23 protein-coding genes and 1 tRNA gene are annotated in these 17,457 nt (G+C 68.7%); 16 read left to right on the top strand and 8 right to left on the bottom strand.

The window, feature by feature from the left end:
• Window positions 1-45: 45 nt before the first annotated feature.
• The 4 genes from GTY67_RS08345 to GTY67_RS08360 all read right to left on the bottom strand — a co-directional run bounded on the left by GTY67_RS08345 (window position 46) and on the right by GTY67_RS08360 (window position 1,779).
• Window positions 46-279, bottom strand: coding sequence for a hypothetical protein (locus tag GTY67_RS08345; protein WP_093693945.1), 234 nt, complete (start codon window positions 277-279; stop codon window positions 46-48).
• Window positions 280-352: 73 nt separating this feature from the next.
• Entirely contained in the window at window positions 353-994 is a 642-nt protein-coding gene (locus tag GTY67_RS08350; protein WP_161278259.1) for a GNAT family N-acetyltransferase, read from the bottom strand.
• Between the two features lie 65 nt (window positions 995-1,059).
• Entirely contained in the window at window positions 1,060-1,452 is a 393-nt protein-coding gene (locus tag GTY67_RS08355; RefSeq protein WP_176727605.1) for a TraR/DksA C4-type zinc finger protein, read from the bottom strand.
• A gap of 81 nt (window positions 1,453-1,533) precedes the next feature.
• Entirely contained in the window at window positions 1,534-1,779 is a 246-nt protein-coding gene (locus GTY67_RS08360; RefSeq protein ID WP_202461365.1) for a hypothetical protein, read from the bottom strand.
• Window positions 1,780-2,179: 400 nt separating this feature from the next.
• On the opposite strand from GTY67_RS08360, the gene GTY67_RS08365 reads away from it, so the two are divergent.
• Window positions 2,180-2,860: a ScaI family restriction endonuclease gene (locus GTY67_RS08365; RefSeq protein WP_202461366.1), complete on the top strand. Its 681-nt coding sequence runs from the start codon at window positions 2,180-2,182 to the stop codon at window positions 2,858-2,860.
• Window positions 2,861-2,902: 42 nt separating this feature from the next.
• Here GTY67_RS08365 and GTY67_RS08370 read toward each other — a convergent pair whose 3' ends face one another.
• Complete coding sequence (locus tag GTY67_RS08370; protein WP_202461367.1) at window positions 2,903-3,730, bottom strand: site-specific DNA-methyltransferase; 828 nt, start codon at window positions 3,728-3,730, stop codon at window positions 2,903-2,905.
• Window positions 3,731-4,590: 860 nt separating this feature from the next.
• Here GTY67_RS08370 and GTY67_RS08375 point away from each other — a divergent pair.
• Window positions 4,591-5,265, top strand: coding sequence for a nuclease-related domain-containing protein (locus tag GTY67_RS08375; protein ID WP_237502726.1), 675 nt, complete (start codon window positions 4,591-4,593; stop codon window positions 5,263-5,265).
• A 37-nt stretch (window positions 5,266-5,302) separates the two neighbouring features.
• On the opposite strand, the gene GTY67_RS08380 is transcribed toward GTY67_RS08375, so the two are convergent.
• Together GTY67_RS08380 and GTY67_RS08385 are read right to left on the bottom strand one after the other, a co-directional pair.
• Complete coding sequence (locus GTY67_RS08380; RefSeq protein ID WP_161278262.1) at window positions 5,303-5,956, bottom strand: YdcF family protein; 654 nt, start codon at window positions 5,954-5,956, stop codon at window positions 5,303-5,305.
• On the bottom strand, window positions 5,956-6,747 hold the full coding sequence (locus tag GTY67_RS08385) for a GntR family transcriptional regulator (RefSeq protein WP_161278263.1): 792 nt from the start codon (window positions 6,745-6,747) through the stop codon (window positions 5,956-5,958). The genes GTY67_RS08380 and GTY67_RS08385 overlap by 1 nt, the downstream gene beginning before the upstream one ends.
• Before the next feature lie 158 nt (window positions 6,748-6,905).
• Here GTY67_RS08385 and GTY67_RS08390 point away from each other — a divergent pair, with 158 nt between their 5' ends.
• From GTY67_RS08390 to GTY67_RS08445, 12 genes are all read left to right on the top strand, one after another.
• A complete protein-coding gene (locus GTY67_RS08390) occupies window positions 6,906-7,238 on the top strand; it encodes a hypothetical protein (protein ID WP_007452857.1) in 333 nt (110 codons plus the stop codon).
• Window positions 7,239-7,240: 2 nt separating this feature from the next.
• Complete coding sequence (locus GTY67_RS08395) at window positions 7,241-8,590, top strand: FtsK/SpoIIIE domain-containing protein (RefSeq protein WP_161278264.1); 1,350 nt, start codon at window positions 7,241-7,243, stop codon at window positions 8,588-8,590.
• An 87-nt stretch (window positions 8,591-8,677) separates the two neighbouring features.
• The gene (locus GTY67_RS08400; RefSeq protein ID WP_161278265.1) at window positions 8,678-8,866 is read left to right on the top strand and encodes a hypothetical protein; all 189 of its coding nucleotides are present in this window, start codon (window positions 8,678-8,680) and stop codon (window positions 8,864-8,866) included.
• Window positions 8,867-8,947: 81 nt separating this feature from the next.
• Window positions 8,948-9,625 carry a DUF2637 domain-containing protein gene (locus GTY67_RS08405; RefSeq protein WP_161278266.1) on the top strand — a complete coding sequence of 226 codons (678 nt, stop codon included), beginning with the start codon at window positions 8,948-8,950 and terminating at the stop codon, window positions 9,623-9,625.
• 20 nt (window positions 9,626-9,645) lie between these two features.
• Complete coding sequence (locus tag GTY67_RS08410) at window positions 9,646-9,834, top strand: mobile element transfer protein (RefSeq protein ID WP_161278267.1); 189 nt, start codon at window positions 9,646-9,648, stop codon at window positions 9,832-9,834.
• Window positions 9,835-9,849: 15 nt separating this feature from the next.
• Window positions 9,850-10,182 carry a SpdD protein gene (locus tag GTY67_RS08415; RefSeq protein ID WP_161278268.1) on the top strand — a complete coding sequence of 111 codons (333 nt, stop codon included), beginning with the start codon at window positions 9,850-9,852 and terminating at the stop codon, window positions 10,180-10,182.
• A 91-nt stretch (window positions 10,183-10,273) separates the two neighbouring features.
• On the top strand, window positions 10,274-10,462 hold the full coding sequence (locus tag GTY67_RS08420) for a hypothetical protein (protein WP_161278269.1): 189 nt from the start codon (window positions 10,274-10,276) through the stop codon (window positions 10,460-10,462).
• Window positions 10,463-10,467: 5 nt separating this feature from the next.
• On the top strand, window positions 10,468-10,668 hold the full coding sequence (locus tag GTY67_RS08425) for a hypothetical protein (RefSeq protein WP_161279997.1): 201 nt from the start codon (window positions 10,468-10,470) through the stop codon (window positions 10,666-10,668).
• Window positions 10,665-11,759, top strand: a complete 1,095-nt coding sequence (locus GTY67_RS08430) for a DNA cytosine methyltransferase (RefSeq protein ID WP_161278270.1) — start codon at window positions 10,665-10,667, stop codon at window positions 11,757-11,759. Before GTY67_RS08425 ends, GTY67_RS08430 begins: the two co-directional genes overlap by 4 nt.
• Window positions 11,756-13,168 carry a replication initiator protein RepSA gene (gene repSA / locus GTY67_RS08435; protein WP_161278271.1) on the top strand — a complete coding sequence of 471 codons (1,413 nt, stop codon included), beginning with the start codon at window positions 11,756-11,758 and terminating at the stop codon, window positions 13,166-13,168. The genes GTY67_RS08430 and repSA overlap by 4 nt, the downstream gene beginning before the upstream one ends.
• Window positions 13,165-13,353, top strand: a complete 189-nt coding sequence (locus GTY67_RS08440; protein WP_030075792.1) for a helix-turn-helix domain-containing protein — start codon at window positions 13,165-13,167, stop codon at window positions 13,351-13,353. The genes repSA and GTY67_RS08440 overlap by 4 nt, the downstream gene beginning before the upstream one ends.
• Window positions 13,353-14,510, top strand: a complete 1,158-nt coding sequence (locus GTY67_RS08445) for a site-specific integrase (protein ID WP_161278272.1) — start codon at window positions 13,353-13,355, stop codon at window positions 14,508-14,510. Before GTY67_RS08440 ends, GTY67_RS08445 begins: the two co-directional genes overlap by 1 nt.
• Before the next feature lie 68 nt (window positions 14,511-14,578).
• Here GTY67_RS08445 and GTY67_RS08450 read toward each other — a convergent pair.
• A tRNA-Val gene (locus GTY67_RS08450) sits at window positions 14,579-14,653 on the bottom strand.
• 256 nt (window positions 14,654-14,909) lie between these two features.
• On the opposite strand from GTY67_RS08450, the gene GTY67_RS08455 reads away from it, so the two are divergent.
• The gene (locus GTY67_RS08455; protein WP_161278273.1) at window positions 14,910-15,710 is read left to right on the top strand and encodes a DUF4097 family beta strand repeat-containing protein; all 801 of its coding nucleotides are present in this window, start codon (window positions 14,910-14,912) and stop codon (window positions 15,708-15,710) included.
• Window positions 15,711-15,934: 224 nt separating this feature from the next.
• On the top strand, window positions 15,935-17,239 hold the full coding sequence (locus GTY67_RS08460; RefSeq protein WP_161279998.1) for a hypothetical protein: 1,305 nt from the start codon (window positions 15,935-15,937) through the stop codon (window positions 17,237-17,239).
• Window positions 17,240-17,457 lie beyond the last annotated feature (218 nt).

The raw sequence follows: 17,457 nt of genomic DNA on the forward strand, positions 1-17,457 counted from the left end.
ACGCACCCGTTCGGGTGACGCCTCACGGGACCGCACCCAGGTGCTTCACGGGTTCACGGCCGGGCTCCAGGTGTCGAGGTCACCGCCGCGCCATTCGATCAGCCCCGGCCGGTCCAACTCGACGGCCTCGTCCGGCCCGGGGGCGAACCCCGCGGCCCGCAGCAGCGCGGCCACCTCGCCCCGCCCGTGCGCCAGCCCCACGATCTGCCCGTGCACGGTCACCCGCCGCGCTCCGGTGGCGGAGGGCGGGTGGACGATCACAGGTGGATGCGCGGCCATGTCTCCACGGTGCCTTGGGGGTCGCGGGAGCGCATCCCGGGAGGAGACCGGTCGGGGGCCCGGAGGCGCGCCCCTACCGGCCGACCAGCAACGCCTCCGAGCCCACCGGCCGGAACCCGGCGGCCTGGAACGCCCTGATGCTGCGCGCGTTGCCCGCGGCCTGCTGGGACCAGAGGGGCTCGCCGTCGGGCACCAGATGGCGAGCGGCGGTGGCCAGGGCGCGGCCGAGGCCCCGGTGCCGGGCGTCCTCGTCCAGTTCGACGGCCACTTCCCAGCGCCCGGCCACGCCACGCCCCAGGACCAGCACCCCGCCGTCGACCGCCCACATCCGCACCCCGTCACGCCTCCTGCGCGCGCTCACCACCCGGGGGTGAACCGGATCGGTGACCTCCCGCAGCTCCAGCGGAGGTTCACCGGGCAGAGCGGGCGCGACCGTGAGGAGGTCGATCGTGTCGGTGGTCCGTCCGGTCCGCTCCACGAACGCGTGCAGGAAGCCCGGGTGCATCGTGGCCGCCAGCGCATCGCAGTCGAGGGACGCCAGGGTCGCGCGGACCCACGCGGGGTCCTCGTCGGTGAACACCACCGAGTGCGCGGTGAAGGCGATCACGCCGCTGTCCCGCCCGCTCGGCGCCTCCACCACGGTGGTGCTCCCGTCGGGCGCCGGAAACCGGCCGCGCGCCGCCCCGTCCAGGATCTCCGCAAGGGTCTGCCCCATGATCGTGCCCCTCCCCGTTCCGTCTTCCGCCCGACGGACGGCACCCGTCCTGCCGACCGCAACCCTCACATGCGACGCTCCGCGCCCGCGCAGCCGACACAGGTCGTGGCCGCCGGCCGCACCTCCAGGCGAGCGGCCGGAATGGGCTCTCCGCACACCTCGCAGCGCCCGTAGTCCCCGTTCTCCAGCCGGTCCACGGCCAGGTCCAGCTCGGCCAGGTGCTCACGCGCCTGCGCCAGCAGGGCGGCGACATGGGCCCGCTCGAAAGCCGTACTGGACCCCTCGGGGTCATGCTCGTCGTCGACGGCCACCAGGGCGTTCGCCTCGACGATGGCCTCGAAGTCACGGCTCAGCGCCGCCATCCGCTCGCTCGTGTCCGCGTGATCGGCCATGAGCCGTCGCCGTACCGCCCGGTGCTCGGGCGGTACGTACGGATCATCGCCGGTGTTCTCGGTCATCGACTCCACAACGCCGGACCGGGAGCGGCCATTCCGGGCCACACCCCTACGGCCGTCCCCCAAGGTCCTCGCCGACGGTCGCTACGGACGCTCGCTGAAGCGGACGGACCACGCGTAACCACTGAGGGTGTCGTGCGGGACCTGCCGGACCTCTCTGACCTGGCAGCCGTCGTGGGCGTACTTGAGCGCGAACCGGTCGAGACGCTGCGCGTCGGTCAGCTCCTCCATGGACAGCGGCGCCCCGATCACCAGGTCCTCGTGAAGGGTTACGTCGGTTGCGGAGCCGTCCGAACAGGCCGAGCAGTGATGCGTTCTGGGTAGGGCCATGCCCCCAGTGTGCGCCCCACCCGGGCACTCGCTCACCACGGCGGCCCGGCGGACGGGAAAAGAGGCGGTGGGAGTCCGCCGCGCACATGCGAAGGCCCCGACCGTGACGGTCGGGGCCTTGGCACTTCACACGGTGGGCGCGGACGGTTTCGAACCGCCGACATCTGCTTTGTAAGTTCGAACACGCGAGTGGCTGGGGGATGCAACTGGAGGAAACTCTGAGCAGTTGCGATCTATGACAGGCCGTGCCCGTGCGCTGAAGTCTGCTGCGGTTGATGTCAATTGTCGATGTCAGGAGCACCTGCGGCACCAAGACTGACCTACGACCTAGGCTCGCAAACCTGAGCACCGCTTTGCGATTCAGGGGTCAACGGGGCCGAGATTGTGGTTCCCTGGCGGCGTGATCGACGCAGAGTTCCCCACGTGGGTACGTGAAGCCAGAAGCGGCCGACGAGCCGGCAGCGCAGCCATGCGCACGAAATTGCCCGATTCGCCATATTTTGGGGTAGAGATTGCTGATTGGTCGGACGTAACGCGGAGTCTCCTCGCGGCGCAGCCACTCAGTGGTGAGACCCTCGTCAACGCAGTGCTCTCATCGTGGGACTCCATCTTTGAGTCACGGCTAGGAAGTGGATTTCACATCGGCCGAGAAATTGAGCCGACGCCACAAATCATGGGATTCTTCCTTCACGCGCTTATCCCTCTTGAACTCGCCAAGGGCGATCCTGGCTGGCGGGCCGACTTGGACTCAAGCGAAAAGGATCTCGTCTACGTACCAGATCAGAGTTTTTCTATTGAAATCAAAACCTCGTCCCATAAGGATCAAATTTTCGGAAACCGTAGTTTCGGCGTCGATAATCCGGGAAGAGGAAAAAAGGCCAAGGATGGCTACTACGTGGCTGTCAATTTCGAAAAGTGGAGCGATGCACGCGGGAGACTACCCCGCATTAGGCTGATTCGCTACGGGTGGCTGGACCACACGGATTGGGTAGCTCAAAGATCCCAGACAGGGCAGCAATCGTCACTGCCCGCCGTTGTAGCTAACAATCAGCTTCTCACGATATACCCTCGGGAGATTTAAGCCGCGCCCCCAACTCGTTAATTCGAGTTGGGGGCTTACTTATTAGAAGAGAGAAGGAGCGCCCGACTCTAGTCGACTCGCTGCAATATCGAGGTAGTCTTCTCGCATTTCAATGCCTACACTACAGCGGCCTTGCGCGCGAGCTACAACTGCCGTTGTCCCCGAGCCAAGAAATGGGTCGAACACTAGACCATCCGACGGGCTGCAGGCCTTAATAATGCGCTCAATTACAGCAACGGGAAATTGGGCCGGGTGCGCGGTGCGCTCGACGCTCGAACGCTTAGCCCCCGACGTAACCTTCGGGAACTGCCACACGTCGGTGGGATTCTTTCCCAGTGGATTGCACTTAAGTTTCCCGTTCTTCTTTTGATTAGGATACTTGACGTTCGGGTCTCGCACAGAGTCAAGATCGAAATAGTAGTTCTCGGGGTCTCTTACATACCAGAGGAACTTTTCATTCCGAGGAGAGAAAGACTTCCGCGAAGCGACTCCGGCACCGTAATTCCAAACAACTTCCTGGATCATGTAGAAAGGGCTCTTATTCCACAGGAGGTAGGGAATTGGAACAGCTTTCCCCTGGCCAGGCACCGGAATATACCCTACATTAAGCCAAAATGCCCCGCCCTCGCGAGTAACCTCGTGTACATGCGTCATCCACGCTTCACACCATGAAACATAACCATCAACGGTCAGTACATTTTCGTACTCTTTGCCGATGTTGTAGGGAGGGCTGGTCACGGTGAGATCGAAGATCTGAGAGGGAATTGATTTCAGGAGATCCAGGCTGTCACCGTGATACAGAAGAGTATCCGAAGCCTCGTAATACGGCTCCCCTAGGGCCTTTTTGATCTCAGCCAGCCTGGTGTCCACAGCTTTTCCCATCCACTGGAAAATTAAGGAGATAATGCGCTACGCAGCATGGAACTATATCACGCTTGCTGCACGAAGTTTTTCGAACCTTTCGAAAAGGTAGACGCTTTTTGATCAAGCAAACCAGTGCGCCACCCGCCGCTGAGTCCCCGTCAAGTGACGCGCCACCAAGGCCCATCCCGGCTCCCATCCCGTCCGCCTTCGACCCACACGTCGTGGAGCGGTCGTGGTTCAGGGCGTCAAGGTGGAGCGCGCCACTGTACGAACGACCTTGACGCCCTGGGCCGCGACTGCTCGGCTCTGCCTGGGTCGAAGGTGGTCGGGATGGGAGCCACCACGACGCTCGCCCCGCTCCGGCCGGCACTCGCGAACGGCGCCCCGTCCATCCCGGAGTCTGAGCGCCCCCGCCGGAGGCATCCTCTTGAAGCGCGGGCTCGGTTCTCGACTCATGCCCCCGGGCCTATCCAGTTGTGGGCGCGCGTCGGCGGCGGCAGCGCCGAGCGGGCCGAAGGCAGGAGCGCGGGCGCAGCCAGAGCCGGGAAGCGCGCCCGGCGGAGCGGAGCGCAGCCGGGTGCCTTGATGAGGTAGAGAAACCTGTAACAACCCTGCATGGCTCGACAGCTAGGCGACCTTGTGGCGTTGGGTTCGCTCCTGCTCCTATGGGGGCCTGGTGTACCTGATCGGTGGGGGCGAGCATGGTTGCGTTACGGGTGTCGGAGTGGAAGCGGCACGGTCTGGATCGGCTCTACGTGAACGCACCCGATGGCAAAGCTGTTGCGTGGTTCGACAGGCGCACGGGACACATTGAGGTCGTTGACGAGATGCTGCGACAGCAGATCTTGGAAGCCTTGACCCCGTACATGATCCGGTCGGCCGCTTCGGCTAGTGGTGCTGCATCGACGCTGCGGACTCCCCCACCCTCCGACTACGACCTAGCTTCACGTCGTCCTGGCCAGGCGTTGAGAGACAAGATCAGGGCAGATTGCCCGAGCCTGATCCAACGCTCTCTCGCGTGGGCGTTGCGTCGCCCCGAGAATGCATCCTGGAGGACGGGACTACGTGGCGAACGCATAGTCAGTCGCGAGCTGACACGACTCCGCCGGCACGGCTGGCGCACACTTCACTCCATACCGCTGTCCCCAACATGGGATATCGATCATCTGCTCATTGGGCCTGGCGGAGTCTTCTCGATCAACACGAAGCACCACCGTGGCAAGACCGTATGGGTCGGTGACCATGTCGCCCGGATCAATCACGGGAAGGGTCGGCCCTACCCTCGTAGCAGTCGGCGTGAGGCAGCCGTCGTCAAGAAGGTGCTCCATCGCGGGTGCGGGTTCGCAGTCGAAGTGGCCCCCGTGCTTGTCTTCGTCAAGCCAGCCAAACTTACCGTGCAACCCTCATTGCAAGACGTGCGGGCCATCGAGAATCGAGAACTGTCCGCACTGAGCCCTCTGACTGGTGTTTTGAGTCCGGAACAAGTCGACGCTGTGTATGCCGTGGCTCGCGATCAGCGTTCCTGGACTGACGCAGTCTGACGGAACGGCCTCCAGCATGACTCCTGATGGGGCCGCGTCAGTCAGAAGGGAGGAGTCGGCTCGTGAACCCTGCTAGACACAGGCGCTCATAAGCTTCCAGCACATCGCCCGGGACCGGCTCGTGAATCATGAACCCCTGGGCCGGATAGATGAGCAACCGCTGGAGTGCGCCCACAAGCATGTCAATCACCAGACGGGCGTCCCCGATCGAGTCCACGTACTGGCTCAGCGACATTGGAGACGACGCGCTGACGATCTCGACCTCGGGCCAGAGCTTGCGCGCCGTGGCGTACGCACGCCTTTCCTCGTACGGCTTGCTGATCAACAGAACGCTCGACACCTCGACCCGGGCCTCTTCGAGCACAGCCTTAGAGAAGCGAATGTTCTCGCCGGTGTTGCGCGCTTTCGGCTCAACGAGCACGGCAGATGCGGGAACACCCAGCTCCAGGGCTCTTTCCCTGTAGTGGACCGCTTCGCCGCGCGGCATGCGCTCCCGAGTCGTGGGGCTGCTCGCTCCGGTGAACAAGAGCAGTGGAACTGTGCCCTTGTGGTACGCGGCCACCGCTGTGTCTGCCACACCTAGGTCGTGGCTGCCCAGCCCGATCGCCACCGAGCACGGACGAAGCGCGTGCCCCATCTGGTGGTAGTCCCACAGGACCCGCGTATCGCCCCACACCTGCTCTGAGATCATCACTCCGCTTCCGCTTCCCTCGCTGAGTCCGGAACCTTGAAGTCGTATTCCCAGGCGAAGCGCGAAGCTGCGTGTACACCGATGGCGAACTCCACCACCGTGCCATCGGCGGTGTAGGTGGTTCGATGCAGCTCGACAACGGGTTCGCCCGGCGGTAGTTGCAAGATCTTCACCTCGCCTGAGGTAGCAGCGCGGGCGAAGATCTCTTCCTTCATGTGGTCGATCTCGTACCCCGCGTCGTAGAGCACACGGAACCCACCGCCCCGGCCGGCCGGGCCAGGCGTCGGATCGACCAAGCGGGTGCCTTCGACATGCTCAGGCCGGTAGTAACTGGTCAAGGTGTGCGTCGGCTGCTCCCCCTCCTTCACCAACCGGGCTCGGGCGTAGACCTCCGCTCCCTCCGAGAGGCCGTGTGCTGCCGCCACGGAAGGCGGGGCCTCAACAAGACTCACCGTCTGCGTCTGTTCATTGCGCCGATAGGTGCGTCCGGATGCCACGCGGTCCGCGATGAACGCCACCTCGTCACCGTCGCGCCACTTGGCCTTGTCGTACCGGGCGATACCCAACCGCTTGAGCGGTACCTGCTGGCGTACCACCGTGCCGTGTCCTCGGGATGACGTGACCAGACCTTCGGCTTCAAGAGCCTTATAGGCGGCGTGAACCGTGGACTTAGAGCCCTCGCCGGCGTCAACCAAGTCCCGAATATGCGGGAGCTGCGCGCCCGGACCGTACTCACCTGCCTTGATCTGATCAGCCAGCTTGTCTGCCAGCTCTCGCCACTTGGGCGTCATCCCGAACTCCTCTCGTCGGAGCTAAGTCAAACACAGTCCCAGGACTGTTGACAGTCCCAGGACTGCGGTCCATAGTCTTGCTTAGCGGTTCGCAGTCCCAGGACAGCGAACGTTGAGGGCCCTCTTTGGGCTGCTCCACTCAATCCAGGGAGTATCAGATGCCGTCCTTCAAGATCGACGTTTCGACCGCTGTCGTGTTCGTGGCGACGCCTCCGACGCCGAAGCTCGTGAGCAAGCAGACCGGTGAGATCGCGATCGACCGGGAGACCGGTGCCCCGCTCGCGACGGTGGGCCTGCTGGTCGCGGACGAGGGAGAGGGCAACCTCTACCAGGTGACCGTGCCGAACACGGGCGTCCCGGAGAACCTGGCCCCCGGCACCCCGGTCACGGTCGTCGGCCTCAAGGCCCGGGACTGGGAGAACACCTTCAACGGCCAGACCCGGCACGGCATTTCGTTCCGCGCGGTCGCTGTGACGCCGCTGGGGGCCTGATCATGTCGGACCTGTCCACGGTGATCGAGGTTGCGGGGGCCTTATCGGCCGCCGGTGGCCTCGGCTACGCGAAGGCCCGCTCCCCTCGGGTGTTCTGGTCGCTGGTCGGCGCCCCGGTCGCCCGGGTCCGCTTCTCGGTCACGTACCGGGCGACGATGGATGTGTGCGGGCTGACGGTCCAGCCGTCCCGCCTGCGGGCGTTCATGGTCCGCAACGTCGCCCGCCAGGAAGTCCAGCCCGTTCCCCCGCAGGTTCGCCGCGTCCGCTACTCCACCACGGGCATGCGGGCGACGCTTCGCCTTCCCGCCGGTCTGGAACCGGCTGACGTGTCCGCCGCCTCCGAACGGCTCCGCCACGCCTGGGGCGTCCACTCCGTCCATGTGGTCGAGGTGAAGCCCGGGTTCGTGGAACTGCGGATGACCGGCTACGACGTCCTGCGTCGCGTGAAGATGCCCCGCCGGCTCCCGCGCAACACCACCGCCGGTCCGCTGGTCGTGCCGGTGGCGCTGCGGGAGGACGGTACGGCGTTCGTCCGGGACTACCAGAAGGTCCCGCACGCCCTGACGGTCGGTGCGAACCAGTCGGGCAAGTCGATGTATCAGCGCAACCTCATCTCCGGCCTGGCCAAGCTCCCGGTCGGCCTGGTCGGCATCGACTGCAAACGGGGTGTCGAACAGCGCGGCTACGCACCCCGCCTCTCCGCCCTCGCGATCACCCCGGACGAGGCTGACGGCCTGCTGGAAGCCCTCGTGGGCGAGATGGAGGAACGCTTCGACATCCTCAGCTCTCATGGTGTCTCGGACCTGTGGGGCCTGCCGACGAAGGTGCGGCCGGTGCCGCTGGTCGTCCTGGTCGACGAGGTCGCTGAGCTGTTCCTCGTCGCCGCGAAGAAGGACGAGGAGCGGCGGGACCGGATGGTGATGCGGATGATCCGGCTCGCGCAGATGGCCCGCGCGGTCGGGATCTTCCTGGAGGTCTGCGGACAGCGTTTCGGCTCCGACCTCGGCAAGGGCGCGACCGCCCTGCGCGCACAGCTCACCGGGCGTGTGGTGCACCGGGTCAACGACAAGCAGACCGCCGAAATGGCACTCGGCGACATCGCCCCCGAAGCCGTCTTCGCCGCCACCACCATCCCCCCGGACCGCCCCGGCGTCGCGGTGGCCGGCGACTCCTCCGGCGGCTGGTCCCGCATCCGCACCCCCGCCATGACCCCAGCCGAAGCCGTCGCGGTCTGCGCCGAGTTCGCGCACCTCACCCCGCACCTCGCCGCTCTGGCACCCTTCCGGCCGACCGTTTCTGCCGCCCCGGCCCCGGGCTCCCCGCTCCTCAAGCCCAGCCCGGCAACCAGCTAACACCCCTTCCTGCAAGTCCAGTTGGCGTGACTGCTTCGCGCCGGGTCCTTACCCCGCCCATGCCCGGAACCGGAAGGAACCACCGCCATGGCCACCAAACGGACCACCACCAAGCCCTCGAAGAACACCCCGCCCGCCCCGGTTGTCTGCTCGCCGTGCGACGGGTCCGGGATGGTCGCCGCCACGGTCCGCGTCGGTCGCAAGCGCCGCCCGGTCGGCCAGCAGGACGGCCTCTGCCTCAACTGCCTCGGCTCCGGCCTCGCCCCCGACGCCTGACCACCCCCGAGCCCCGGTGCCGGGCGGCGGCCCTGTTCCCCGCCTGGCACCGGCCCCACCCCTGAAAGGAGGTGAACCCCTGTGTCCCGCATCCGAATCGACGCCGTACTCATCCAAGCTGTGATCGCCGGTGCCCTGTCCTTCGCGCACCTGCACGATCTGGCGGAGGCGGCTGGGCAGGATGGCTGGAAAGCCTGGGCCTACCCCGTCAGCGTCGACCTCCTGCTGGTCGCGGCCTGGCGTCGCATGCGTGCCACCGCCGACAACCGGGCCGCCTGGGCGTGGTTCGTCATCGCCCTGGCCGCGTCCCTCGGCGCGAACGTCGCCACCGCCGGGCTCCTCGACCTCAACGACGTCCCGGCCTGGTTGCGCATCCTCGTCGCTGGCTGGCCCGCCCTCGCCTTCCTCGGCGGCACCCTCCTCGTCCACGCCCCCACCACCGCGCCCGCCGAACCGGACCCCGCGCCGACTGCCGCACCGCTGGCTGCTCCGGCCGCTGAGCCGGTCCCGGAGGTGACGGTGGAACGGGCTCCCGAACCGGCTCCGGAACTCCCGTCGGCACCGGCCGCCGACCCCGCCCCGGTGCCTGTTCCGGCTCCTGCCCCGGCGGCTGTTCCGCCAGCGCTGCTCGACCACGCCCGGAAGCTCTCCGACGCCCACCACGCCACGACCGGTGCCCGGATCGACTCGGACACCCTGCGCGCCCGCCTCGGCGTCCCCGCGCCCCTCGCTGACGCCATTGCCGCCCAACTCGCCTAACCCATATGGAGGTTCTGGTCATGCCGCGTCCGAATCGCTTCACGAACGTGGTCCGCTTCGGTCCCGTTCAGGTCGGCACCTACTACGACGGCCGGGGACGCACCAAGCACGTCGCAGCCTGCACCGCGCCCCGCTGTGACTTCTCCGCGGACTACGACGGCCGCGCCGCCGCCGAACTGGCCGCCCGCACCCACCGCTGCAACCCCTGACAGGAGGCTCCGCCCGTGTTCACCCCGAAGATTCCGCCCCCGGACACCGCACCCACCCCCGGCACGTCCCTGGTCCCGCCGCTCACCGGCCTCGTGCACCCTCCGGCCTGCACCTGCCACCACACCCCGACCACCCCGGCCCCGGTTCCGGCTGCTCCGCCCGCTGGTCAGGCTGTTCGGTTCGCCCCGGGCTCGCTGCTCGTCGCCGCCGCCGGCGGGACCGCCTTGGTCCTCGTCGTCGGGACGGTCCTGGTCTCAATGCTCCTGGCGACCGCGATCACCGCCGCCTCGGTCGCCGTGTGCGCCGTGGTCCTGCGCTCGCTGCTCAACCGCCCGAACAACCGCTGACAGCCCCCGGGGCGGCTTCCACCGCCAAGTTTCCGCCGCCCCGGGTGCCCACCACTTCCAGATCCAACGGACCCGAAAGGGAGATCCCATCATGCCCCAGCACACCCTGCCCCGACCGATCTGCGGCCACTGCGACGGCTTCCCCACCGTCACCATCACCACCGGCACCCGCACCCCCGACGGGCAGCGCCAGACCATCACCGCGAACTGCCCCGCCTGCCACGGCACCGGCCACACCGCCCCCGCCCGCGCCCGCGCCCACACGCGGATCGGGGCGTGAGCGCCATGGCCGACCTGACCCCCACCCCGGACCGCCCCGGCCTCCACGTCAGCAAGCCTTCCCCGAACGCCCCGGCGACCGGCTCGGCCGTCTGCCACTGCGGGGCCTCGGCCACCGCCACCGGGGACAGCCAGGTCAAGGCCCTGGTCGAGGGCTACACCGCGAACCACGGCCCGGCCCACCGCAACGGGGGTGCACGCCGATGAGTACCGTTTCAGCTCACGTGCTGGACTTGTTCGCCGGTCCGGGTGGCTGGTCCCAGGGATTACGCGCCCTGGGGGTCCGGGACATCGGGCTGGAGATCGACGCAGCCGCCTGTGCCACCCGCCAGGCGGCCGGTCACCTCACAATCCGTACCGATGTCGCCGCCTACCCCACCGCGCCGCTGGCCGGGAAGATTGCCGGACTGATCGGGTCGGCCCCGTGCCAGCCGTTCAGCGCGGCCGGCCTCGGTGCGGGACACGACGACATGGACCTGTGCCACCAGGCCCTGGACGACCTCGCCCGAGGAAAGGACACCCGCCACCTCCTCCGGGCCAGGTGCTCGGACCCCCGATCGCTCCTGGTCGCCGAACCCCTGCGCTACGCGCTGGACCTCCACCCGCAATGGGTCGCCCTGGAGGAAGTCCCGGCAGCCCTGCCCCTCTTCCGCCACACCGCCGCACTCCTGCGGACCGCCGGATACTCCACCTGGGCCGGAATCCTCAACGCCGCCGACTACGGAGTCCCCCAGACCCGCCGCCGCGCCTTCCTCCTGGCCTCCCGCCACCACACCGTCACCCCGCCCGAAGCCACCCACGCCCGCACCGCCGAACCCGAAAGCCTCTTCGGCCCCGGACGGCTTCCCTGGGTCTCGATGGCCGATGCCCTCGGCTGGGGAGCAACAGACCGCACCGCCCCCACCGTCACCGCCGGCGGCGGCAAAAGCGGCGGTCCCGAACCCTTCCCCACCGCAGCCCGCAACGCACTCCTGGCAGAGCAGGAACGGGGCGCGTGGGCCCTGCGCAACGGCAACCAGCCCAACGCCACCGTCCGGGGCATCCACGAGCCCGCCCCGACCGTCGCCTTCGGCCACAACTCCGCCCGCATCACCTGGACACGCAGCCCCGACACACCCGAATCCGTACGGATCACGGTCACCGAAGCCGCCGCACTCCAGAGCTTCCCGCCCGGCTACCCCTTCCAGGGAACCAAGACCAAGCAGTTCGAGCAGGTCGGCAACGCCGTTCCCCCGCTCCTGGCCACCACCGTCCTCACCAGCGTGCTCACCCCCACCGCCCTGGAGGTGGCCGCGTGAGCGACACCGCCACCATGGCGGGCCTGGACCCGGCCACCCTGGGCGATCTGCTCCGGGTAGTCGGGTCTCCCGGCTTCGACCGCCTCACCGAACAACTCCGCCGCACCGGAGGCTGCTCCCAGCCCATCCACCTCACCGGCGCCAGCAAGACCATCGACCGGGCAACCGGCACCCTGCTGCACCACTACTCCACCGACACCGAACCGGGTGGACGGTTGCGGATCGCCTGCGGCAACCGCCGCGCCACCCGCTGCCCCGCCTGCGCCTGGACCTACGCAGGCGACACCTACCGCCTCATCCGCGCCGGACTCACCGGCGACCCCGACAAAGGCACCCCCACCACCATCCGCGACCACCCCCGCGTCTTCGCCACCCTGACAGCCCCCTCCTTCGGCCCGGTCCACAACCGGCCCGGCAACCGCACCTGCCGCTGCGGCACCCGCCACACCGAGGACGCCCCGGAGCTGGGCACGCCGCTCGACCCGGAGACGTACGACTACGCGGGGGCGGTGCTGTGGAACAACCACGCATCCGACCTCTGGCGCTACTTCACGATCTACCTCCGCCGCGAAATCGCCCGCCGCGCCGGACTCACCCAGAAAGCCGCCCGCGAACAGTCCAAGGTGTCCTTCGGGAAGGTCGCGGAGTACCAGAAGCGCGGAGCCGTCCACTTCCACGCGGTCATCCGCTTCGACGGACCCGAGGGGCCGGACACCTCGCCCCCGGCCTGGGCCACCCTCGATCTGCTAGACGACGCGATCCGCGCCGCCGCCGCACGGGTCGAAGTGGTTGTGCCGGCCGTTCCGGAAGCGGGGATCACCCAGGGGTGGACGCTGCGGTGGGGCACGCAGCTCGATGTGCAGCCCATCGGGGCGTTCGGCAACGGTGAGGACCTCACCGAACAGGCCGTCGCCTCCTACGTCGCCAAATACGCCACCAAGGCGGCCGAGACCACCGGGACCGTCGACCACCGGGTCGGCAACAAAGAAGCGCTCGTCCTCCTCGACGTGCCCGAGCACCCCCGGCGGCTGATCGAGGCGTGCCTCGACCTGCACCACGCCTACCCGGAACGCAAGCTCCGCGACTGGGCCCACATGCTCGGCTTCCGGGGCCACTTCTCCACCAAGTCCCGGGCCTACTCCACGACCCTCGGGGCCCTCCGGCAGGTCCGCGCCGACTACCGCGCCGCCGAACAACGCGCCGCCCTCGGCCTCCCCGACCCGGACGACCATCCGGAGGCCACCACGCTCACTCTCGCGCACTGGGCCTACGCCGGCAACGGCCACACCCCCGGCGAATCCTGGCTCGCCGCCAACATCCACCGCGACATCCAACACAACCGCGAAACCGCCCGCGAACACCGCGCCGAGCTGCAAGACCAACTCGCTCTGGAAGGAGCCGCACCGTGACCACCGCCACCGCCGAACTCCTCACCGTGCCCGAGGTCATGGCGCGGCTGAAGCTCGGACGCTCCACCGTCTACGACCTGATCCGCTCCCGCCGACTGACCTCCATCACCATCGGCCGGTCCCGCCGCATCCCCGCCGACGCCGTACGGGACTTCATCGTCAACGAGATCGAGGAAGCCGCCTGATGCCTCCCCAGCGCAAGCGCAACCCCAACGGCGCGGGCACCATCACCAAGCGCAAGGACGGCCGCTATCAAGCCGCGGTCTACGTCCTCCAGCCGGACGGTACCCGCGCCCGCAAGTTCGCCTACGGCAAGACCTGGGCCGAATGCGATGCCAAGCGCCGTGACCTGCTCGCCAAGGTGGACCAGGGAGTACCCGTGCCCACGCGGTCGGCCAAGCTCGCCGAGTGGCTGCCCTACTGGCTGGAGAACATCATCAAGCCGCGCCGCAAGCGCACGACCTACGCGAAGTACGAGACGCACATCCGCCTCTACCTCGTGCCCATGCTCGGCTCGAAGCGCCTCGAATCGTTGAGCGTCGCTGACGTCCGGCGCTTCCTGGTCCGGCTGGAGCAGCAGACCACCGCAGCGACCGCCAAGGAGTCCCACCGCGTCCTGCGTACAGCGTTGACGGCTGCCTGCCGGGAGGAACTCGTCATGCGGAACGTGGCGACCCTCGTGGAACCGCCCTCGGCAGAAGCGCGAGACCTCTCCCCCTGGTCGCTCGACGAGACCTTGACCTTCCTCACCGCCGCCCGGAAGGACCCGCTCTACGCGGCCTTCGTCCTCGCCATCGCGCTCGGCTTCCGCCGTGGGGAGATCGTCGGCCTTCGATGGGAGAACGTGGACCTCGACAAGCGGGAGATCCGGGTCCGCACTCAGCGGCAGCGTGTCCGCAGTGAGGCGTACGAGGACGATCCCAAGGGACGCCGCAGGAAGCAGACGCTTCCCCTGCCTGCCCTGTGCGTCGCTCCGCTCCGCTGGGAACGTCTGCGGCAAGCGGCCCTGCGGGAGGCTGCCGGTGATCAGTGGGAGGAGACGGGCTACGTCTTCACCACGCGATCCGGCCGGCCGATTGAGCCGCGCAACCTGTACCGCTCGTTCACCCGGGTCGCCGGGACCGCAGGGCTTCGTGTGATCCGGCTGCACGATGCCCGCCACGGCTGCGCGACCCTGCTGACCGCCGCCGGGGTCGCTCCCCGCGTCGTGATGGAGATCCTCGGGCACAGTCAGATCGCAGTGACGATGAACATCTATGCCCACGTCGTCCAGGACACGCAGCGCGAGGCCGTGAGTCACCTCGACCGCATGCTGAGGCGGCAGCGGCCCGACCGTGGGTGACCGCGCCCGTTGATGTCAGAGGTGGATGTCAAAGACCCCCAGCCATGATCGGCTGGGGGTCTTTGTGCTGGTGGGCGCGGACGGTTTCGAACCGCCGACATCTGCTTTGTAAGAGCAGCGCTCTACCCCTGAGCTACGCACCCGTGGATGAGGCAACAGCGTACATGGGCCGGACCCCCTGGTCATAAACCGGATCGGGAACCGCTGGGGAACCCGATGAGGAACCGATCGGGGCGGCCCGGGCCCGCGAGCGCCGGGGCGAGGCGGGGGTTAACCCCACCCCGGAGACGGTAGCCGTCCGGATGCCCCTGCCCCCGCCCCGGTGCATACGGTTTGCGGTACACCGGCAGCGACGACCGGTGGCACCGTCCGGCTGTATTTCCTGGGGGACCGATCATCGTGGACATCCGTACCAGCGCACCGACCCGCAAGCGCCGCAGGGCCCCCGGCCGGGTGCTCGCCGTGGGGAGCGGGGCCGCGCTGCTCGCTCTCGGTCTCACCGGGTGCGGCAGCGCCGATGTCGATGACGCGCCCGTGGAGCGCAAGTCGTTCGCGTTGGCGGGGAAGACGCTGACCATCGACGCCGAGGACTCGACCGTGACCCTCGTGCCGGCCGATGTGGACGAGGTCGAGGTCGCGCGGCAGGTCGACGGGTGGGTCGTGCTGGGGAGCGGGCCCGATCCCGTCTGGAAGATGGAGAACGACACCCTGACGCTCCGGGTGAAGTGCGACGCCATGATCAACAACTGTGCCGCGCGCCATGAGGTGAAGGTGCCCCGCGGCGTGACCGTGAAGGCCGACGCGGGCAACGGCCGGGTCAGCGCGGCCGGGTTCGACACCCCGCTGCGGCTCTCCGCCGACAACGGCGACATCGTCGTCCGGGATTCGGGCGGGCCGCTGGACCTCAAGAGCGACAACGGGTCCGTCCTCGCCGAGCGGATAGACACCAAGTCCGTGGTGGCCCGCGCGGACAACGGGGAGATCCGGCTGGGGTTCAGCGGCGTGCCCGATCTGGTGAACACCGTCAGCGACAACGGGAGCATCGTCATCGATCTGCCGCAGGGCGGACAAGAGTACGCCGTGAACGCGAGCGCCGACAACGGGAGCGTCAGCATCGGGGTGCCGCGGAGCGACGCCAGCACCCATGTGGTGAAGGCCCGCAGCGACAACGGGGAAGTGAAGGTTCGAACCGCGAACTAACGGGCCCGTGTGTTCGTCCTTACCTGGTGGGAGAATGTACCGGCAGGGGCGGAACAGCACGGGAGAGGGATGTGACGGCGACACACACGCGGCCAGAAGCAGGAGCGGGTGGGAGTTCCGCCGTCGAGAGCGTTTCCGGTGCCCGGGACGGACAGGGCGAACGAGGCGGGGGCGAGCGGCAGGCCCGGGGCAGGCGGCAGGCGGGCCGGGGGTTCCGGGACGTTCTGGCCCTCGCGCTGCTGCCCGTGCCCCTGCTCGCCGCCACGCTGCCCGCCGCCTTCGCCGGGGGCGGTACGCGGCGGTGGTTCGGCGGGCGTGGGGAGAGCCAGCGGGCCGAGGCCCAGGCAGCAAGGGACGCGGCCGCCGAAGCCTTCTACGAGCTGGACACCGCCCAGCGTGACCTCAAGATCTCCATCGAGACGATCAACGCCGTCGACAACTCCCCGCGCGGCCGCAAGGCGGCCGAGGACTTCGCCGCGCTGGGGCGGCGGATCGACGAGGTCAGCCACGCCTACATCACCGCCGTCGACAGCCATGATCTGGACCGGGACGATCTGGAGCCCTCCGTCGCCGCCAGCGCCCGCACCGAGCTGACCCGGGCCAAGGACGATCTCGTACGGGTCAAGGGCGAGCTGGACCGGTTCGGGCAGGGGCTCGGGACGTTGCTGGGCAGTGCGGAGACCCAGCTCGCCCGGCTGGCCCCCGCCGTGGAGCGGGCCCGGCAGGCGCTGCTCGGGGCGAGCAACGCACTCGATGCCGTACGGGCGGCGGGGCTGCGCGCCGATGAGCTGGCGGCCCGGCTCGCCGCCCTCGCCCCGGAGCTGACCAAGCTGAACCAGGGCGCGGGAAAGCACGGCGTCGCCGAGACCCTCCAGCGGGCCGACGTGGTCCTGCGCGATGCGGAGGCCCTGCGGACGGAGGCGGAGCGGCTGCCGGAGCGGGCCGCCGAGATCGACCGGCGGCTGGTGTCGCTGCGGACCCGCGCCCAGGCCCTGACGACGCGGGCGGGCTCGGTGGAGCCGGTCCTCAGCGAGCTGCGGCGGCGCTTCTCGGCCGCCTGCTGGCAGGACCTCCAGCAGGTGCCGGAGCAGGCCGCCGTCAACGTGCGGCAGGCCGAGGTGAAGCTCGCGGAGGCGGCGAAGGCCCGGGACGAGCAGCGCTGGGCGGATGCCACGTCGCGGCTCTCCACGGTCCGCGCCCTGCTCAACGCGGTGGACGAGGCCGTCTCCGCCGCCGGGGACCGGCTGCAACGGCTGGACGCCGTGGCGAAGGACCCGCAGCAGGAGATCGAGCGGACCCGGTTCGCCGTACGGGACGCACAGCGCCTCGCCATGGCCGGCCGCCACACGCCCGATCCCCGGCACGCCCGGCCGCTGGACGACTCCGTGGCGCGGCTGGACCGCGCCATCGCCGGTCTGGAGGGCCGCCACCCCGACTACTGGCACTTCCTGACCGAGACCGAGGCCGTACGGCAGACCGCCGCCCGGGTCGTCTCCGACATCCGCGAGGAACGCGGCAGCGGCGCCTGAGTCCCGGACCTGAGTCCACGGCCTGCCAGGCGGCCGGAGCAGCAGCTGCCCTGCCGTGGTCGCGGCCCACTGCCCCAGGTAGCCGGAGCCGCGCTGCCCCGGTGGCCGGAGCCTCAGCTGCCCTACCGTGGTCGCGGCCCGCTGTCCTACGCGGCCGGAGCCGCGCCGCCCCACGTGGTCGCGGCCTGCTGCCCCAGGCAGTCGGAGCCGCGCTGTCC

Source organism: Streptomyces sp. SID8374, from assembly GCF_009865135.1.
Classification (GTDB): Bacteria; Actinomycetota; Actinomycetes; order Streptomycetales; family Streptomycetaceae; genus Streptomyces.

Coding starts and splice junctions, on each gene's coding strand:
- GTY67_RS08345 (WP_093693945.1), bottom strand. CDS start 279: ATGGCCGCGCATCCACCTGTGATCGTCCACCCGCCCTCCGCCACCGGA.
- GTY67_RS08350 (WP_161278259.1), bottom strand. CDS start 994: ATGGGGCAGACCCTTGCGGAGATCCTGGACGGGGCGGCGCGCGGCCGG.
- GTY67_RS08355 (WP_176727605.1), bottom strand. CDS start 1,452: ATGACCGAGAACACCGGCGATGATCCGTACGTACCGCCCGAGCACCGG.
- GTY67_RS08360 (WP_202461365.1), bottom strand. CDS start 1,779: ATGGCCCTACCCAGAACGCATCACTGCTCGGCCTGTTCGGACGGCTCC.
- GTY67_RS08375 (WP_237502726.1), top strand. CDS start 4,591: ATGATCCGGTCGGCCGCTTCGGCTAGTGGTGCTGCATCGACGCTGCGG.
- GTY67_RS08380 (WP_161278262.1), bottom strand. CDS start 5,956: ATGATCTCAGAGCAGGTGTGGGGCGATACGCGGGTCCTGTGGGACTAC.
- GTY67_RS08385 (WP_161278263.1), bottom strand. CDS start 6,747: ATGACGCCCAAGTGGCGAGAGCTGGCAGACAAGCTGGCTGATCAGATC.
- GTY67_RS08390 (WP_007452857.1), top strand. CDS start 6,906: ATGCCGTCCTTCAAGATCGACGTTTCGACCGCTGTCGTGTTCGTGGCG.
- GTY67_RS08395 (WP_161278264.1), top strand. CDS start 7,241: ATGTCGGACCTGTCCACGGTGATCGAGGTTGCGGGGGCCTTATCGGCC.
- GTY67_RS08400 (WP_161278265.1), top strand. CDS start 8,678: ATGGCCACCAAACGGACCACCACCAAGCCCTCGAAGAACACCCCGCCC.
- GTY67_RS08410 (WP_161278267.1), top strand. CDS start 9,646: ATGCCGCGTCCGAATCGCTTCACGAACGTGGTCCGCTTCGGTCCCGTT.
- GTY67_RS08420 (WP_161278269.1), top strand. CDS start 10,274: ATGCCCCAGCACACCCTGCCCCGACCGATCTGCGGCCACTGCGACGGC.
- GTY67_RS08425 (WP_161279997.1), top strand. CDS start 10,468: ATGGCCGACCTGACCCCCACCCCGGACCGCCCCGGCCTCCACGTCAGC.
- GTY67_RS08430 (WP_161278270.1), top strand. CDS start 10,665: ATGAGTACCGTTTCAGCTCACGTGCTGGACTTGTTCGCCGGTCCGGGT.
- GTY67_RS08445 (WP_161278272.1), top strand. CDS start 13,353: ATGCCTCCCCAGCGCAAGCGCAACCCCAACGGCGCGGGCACCATCACC.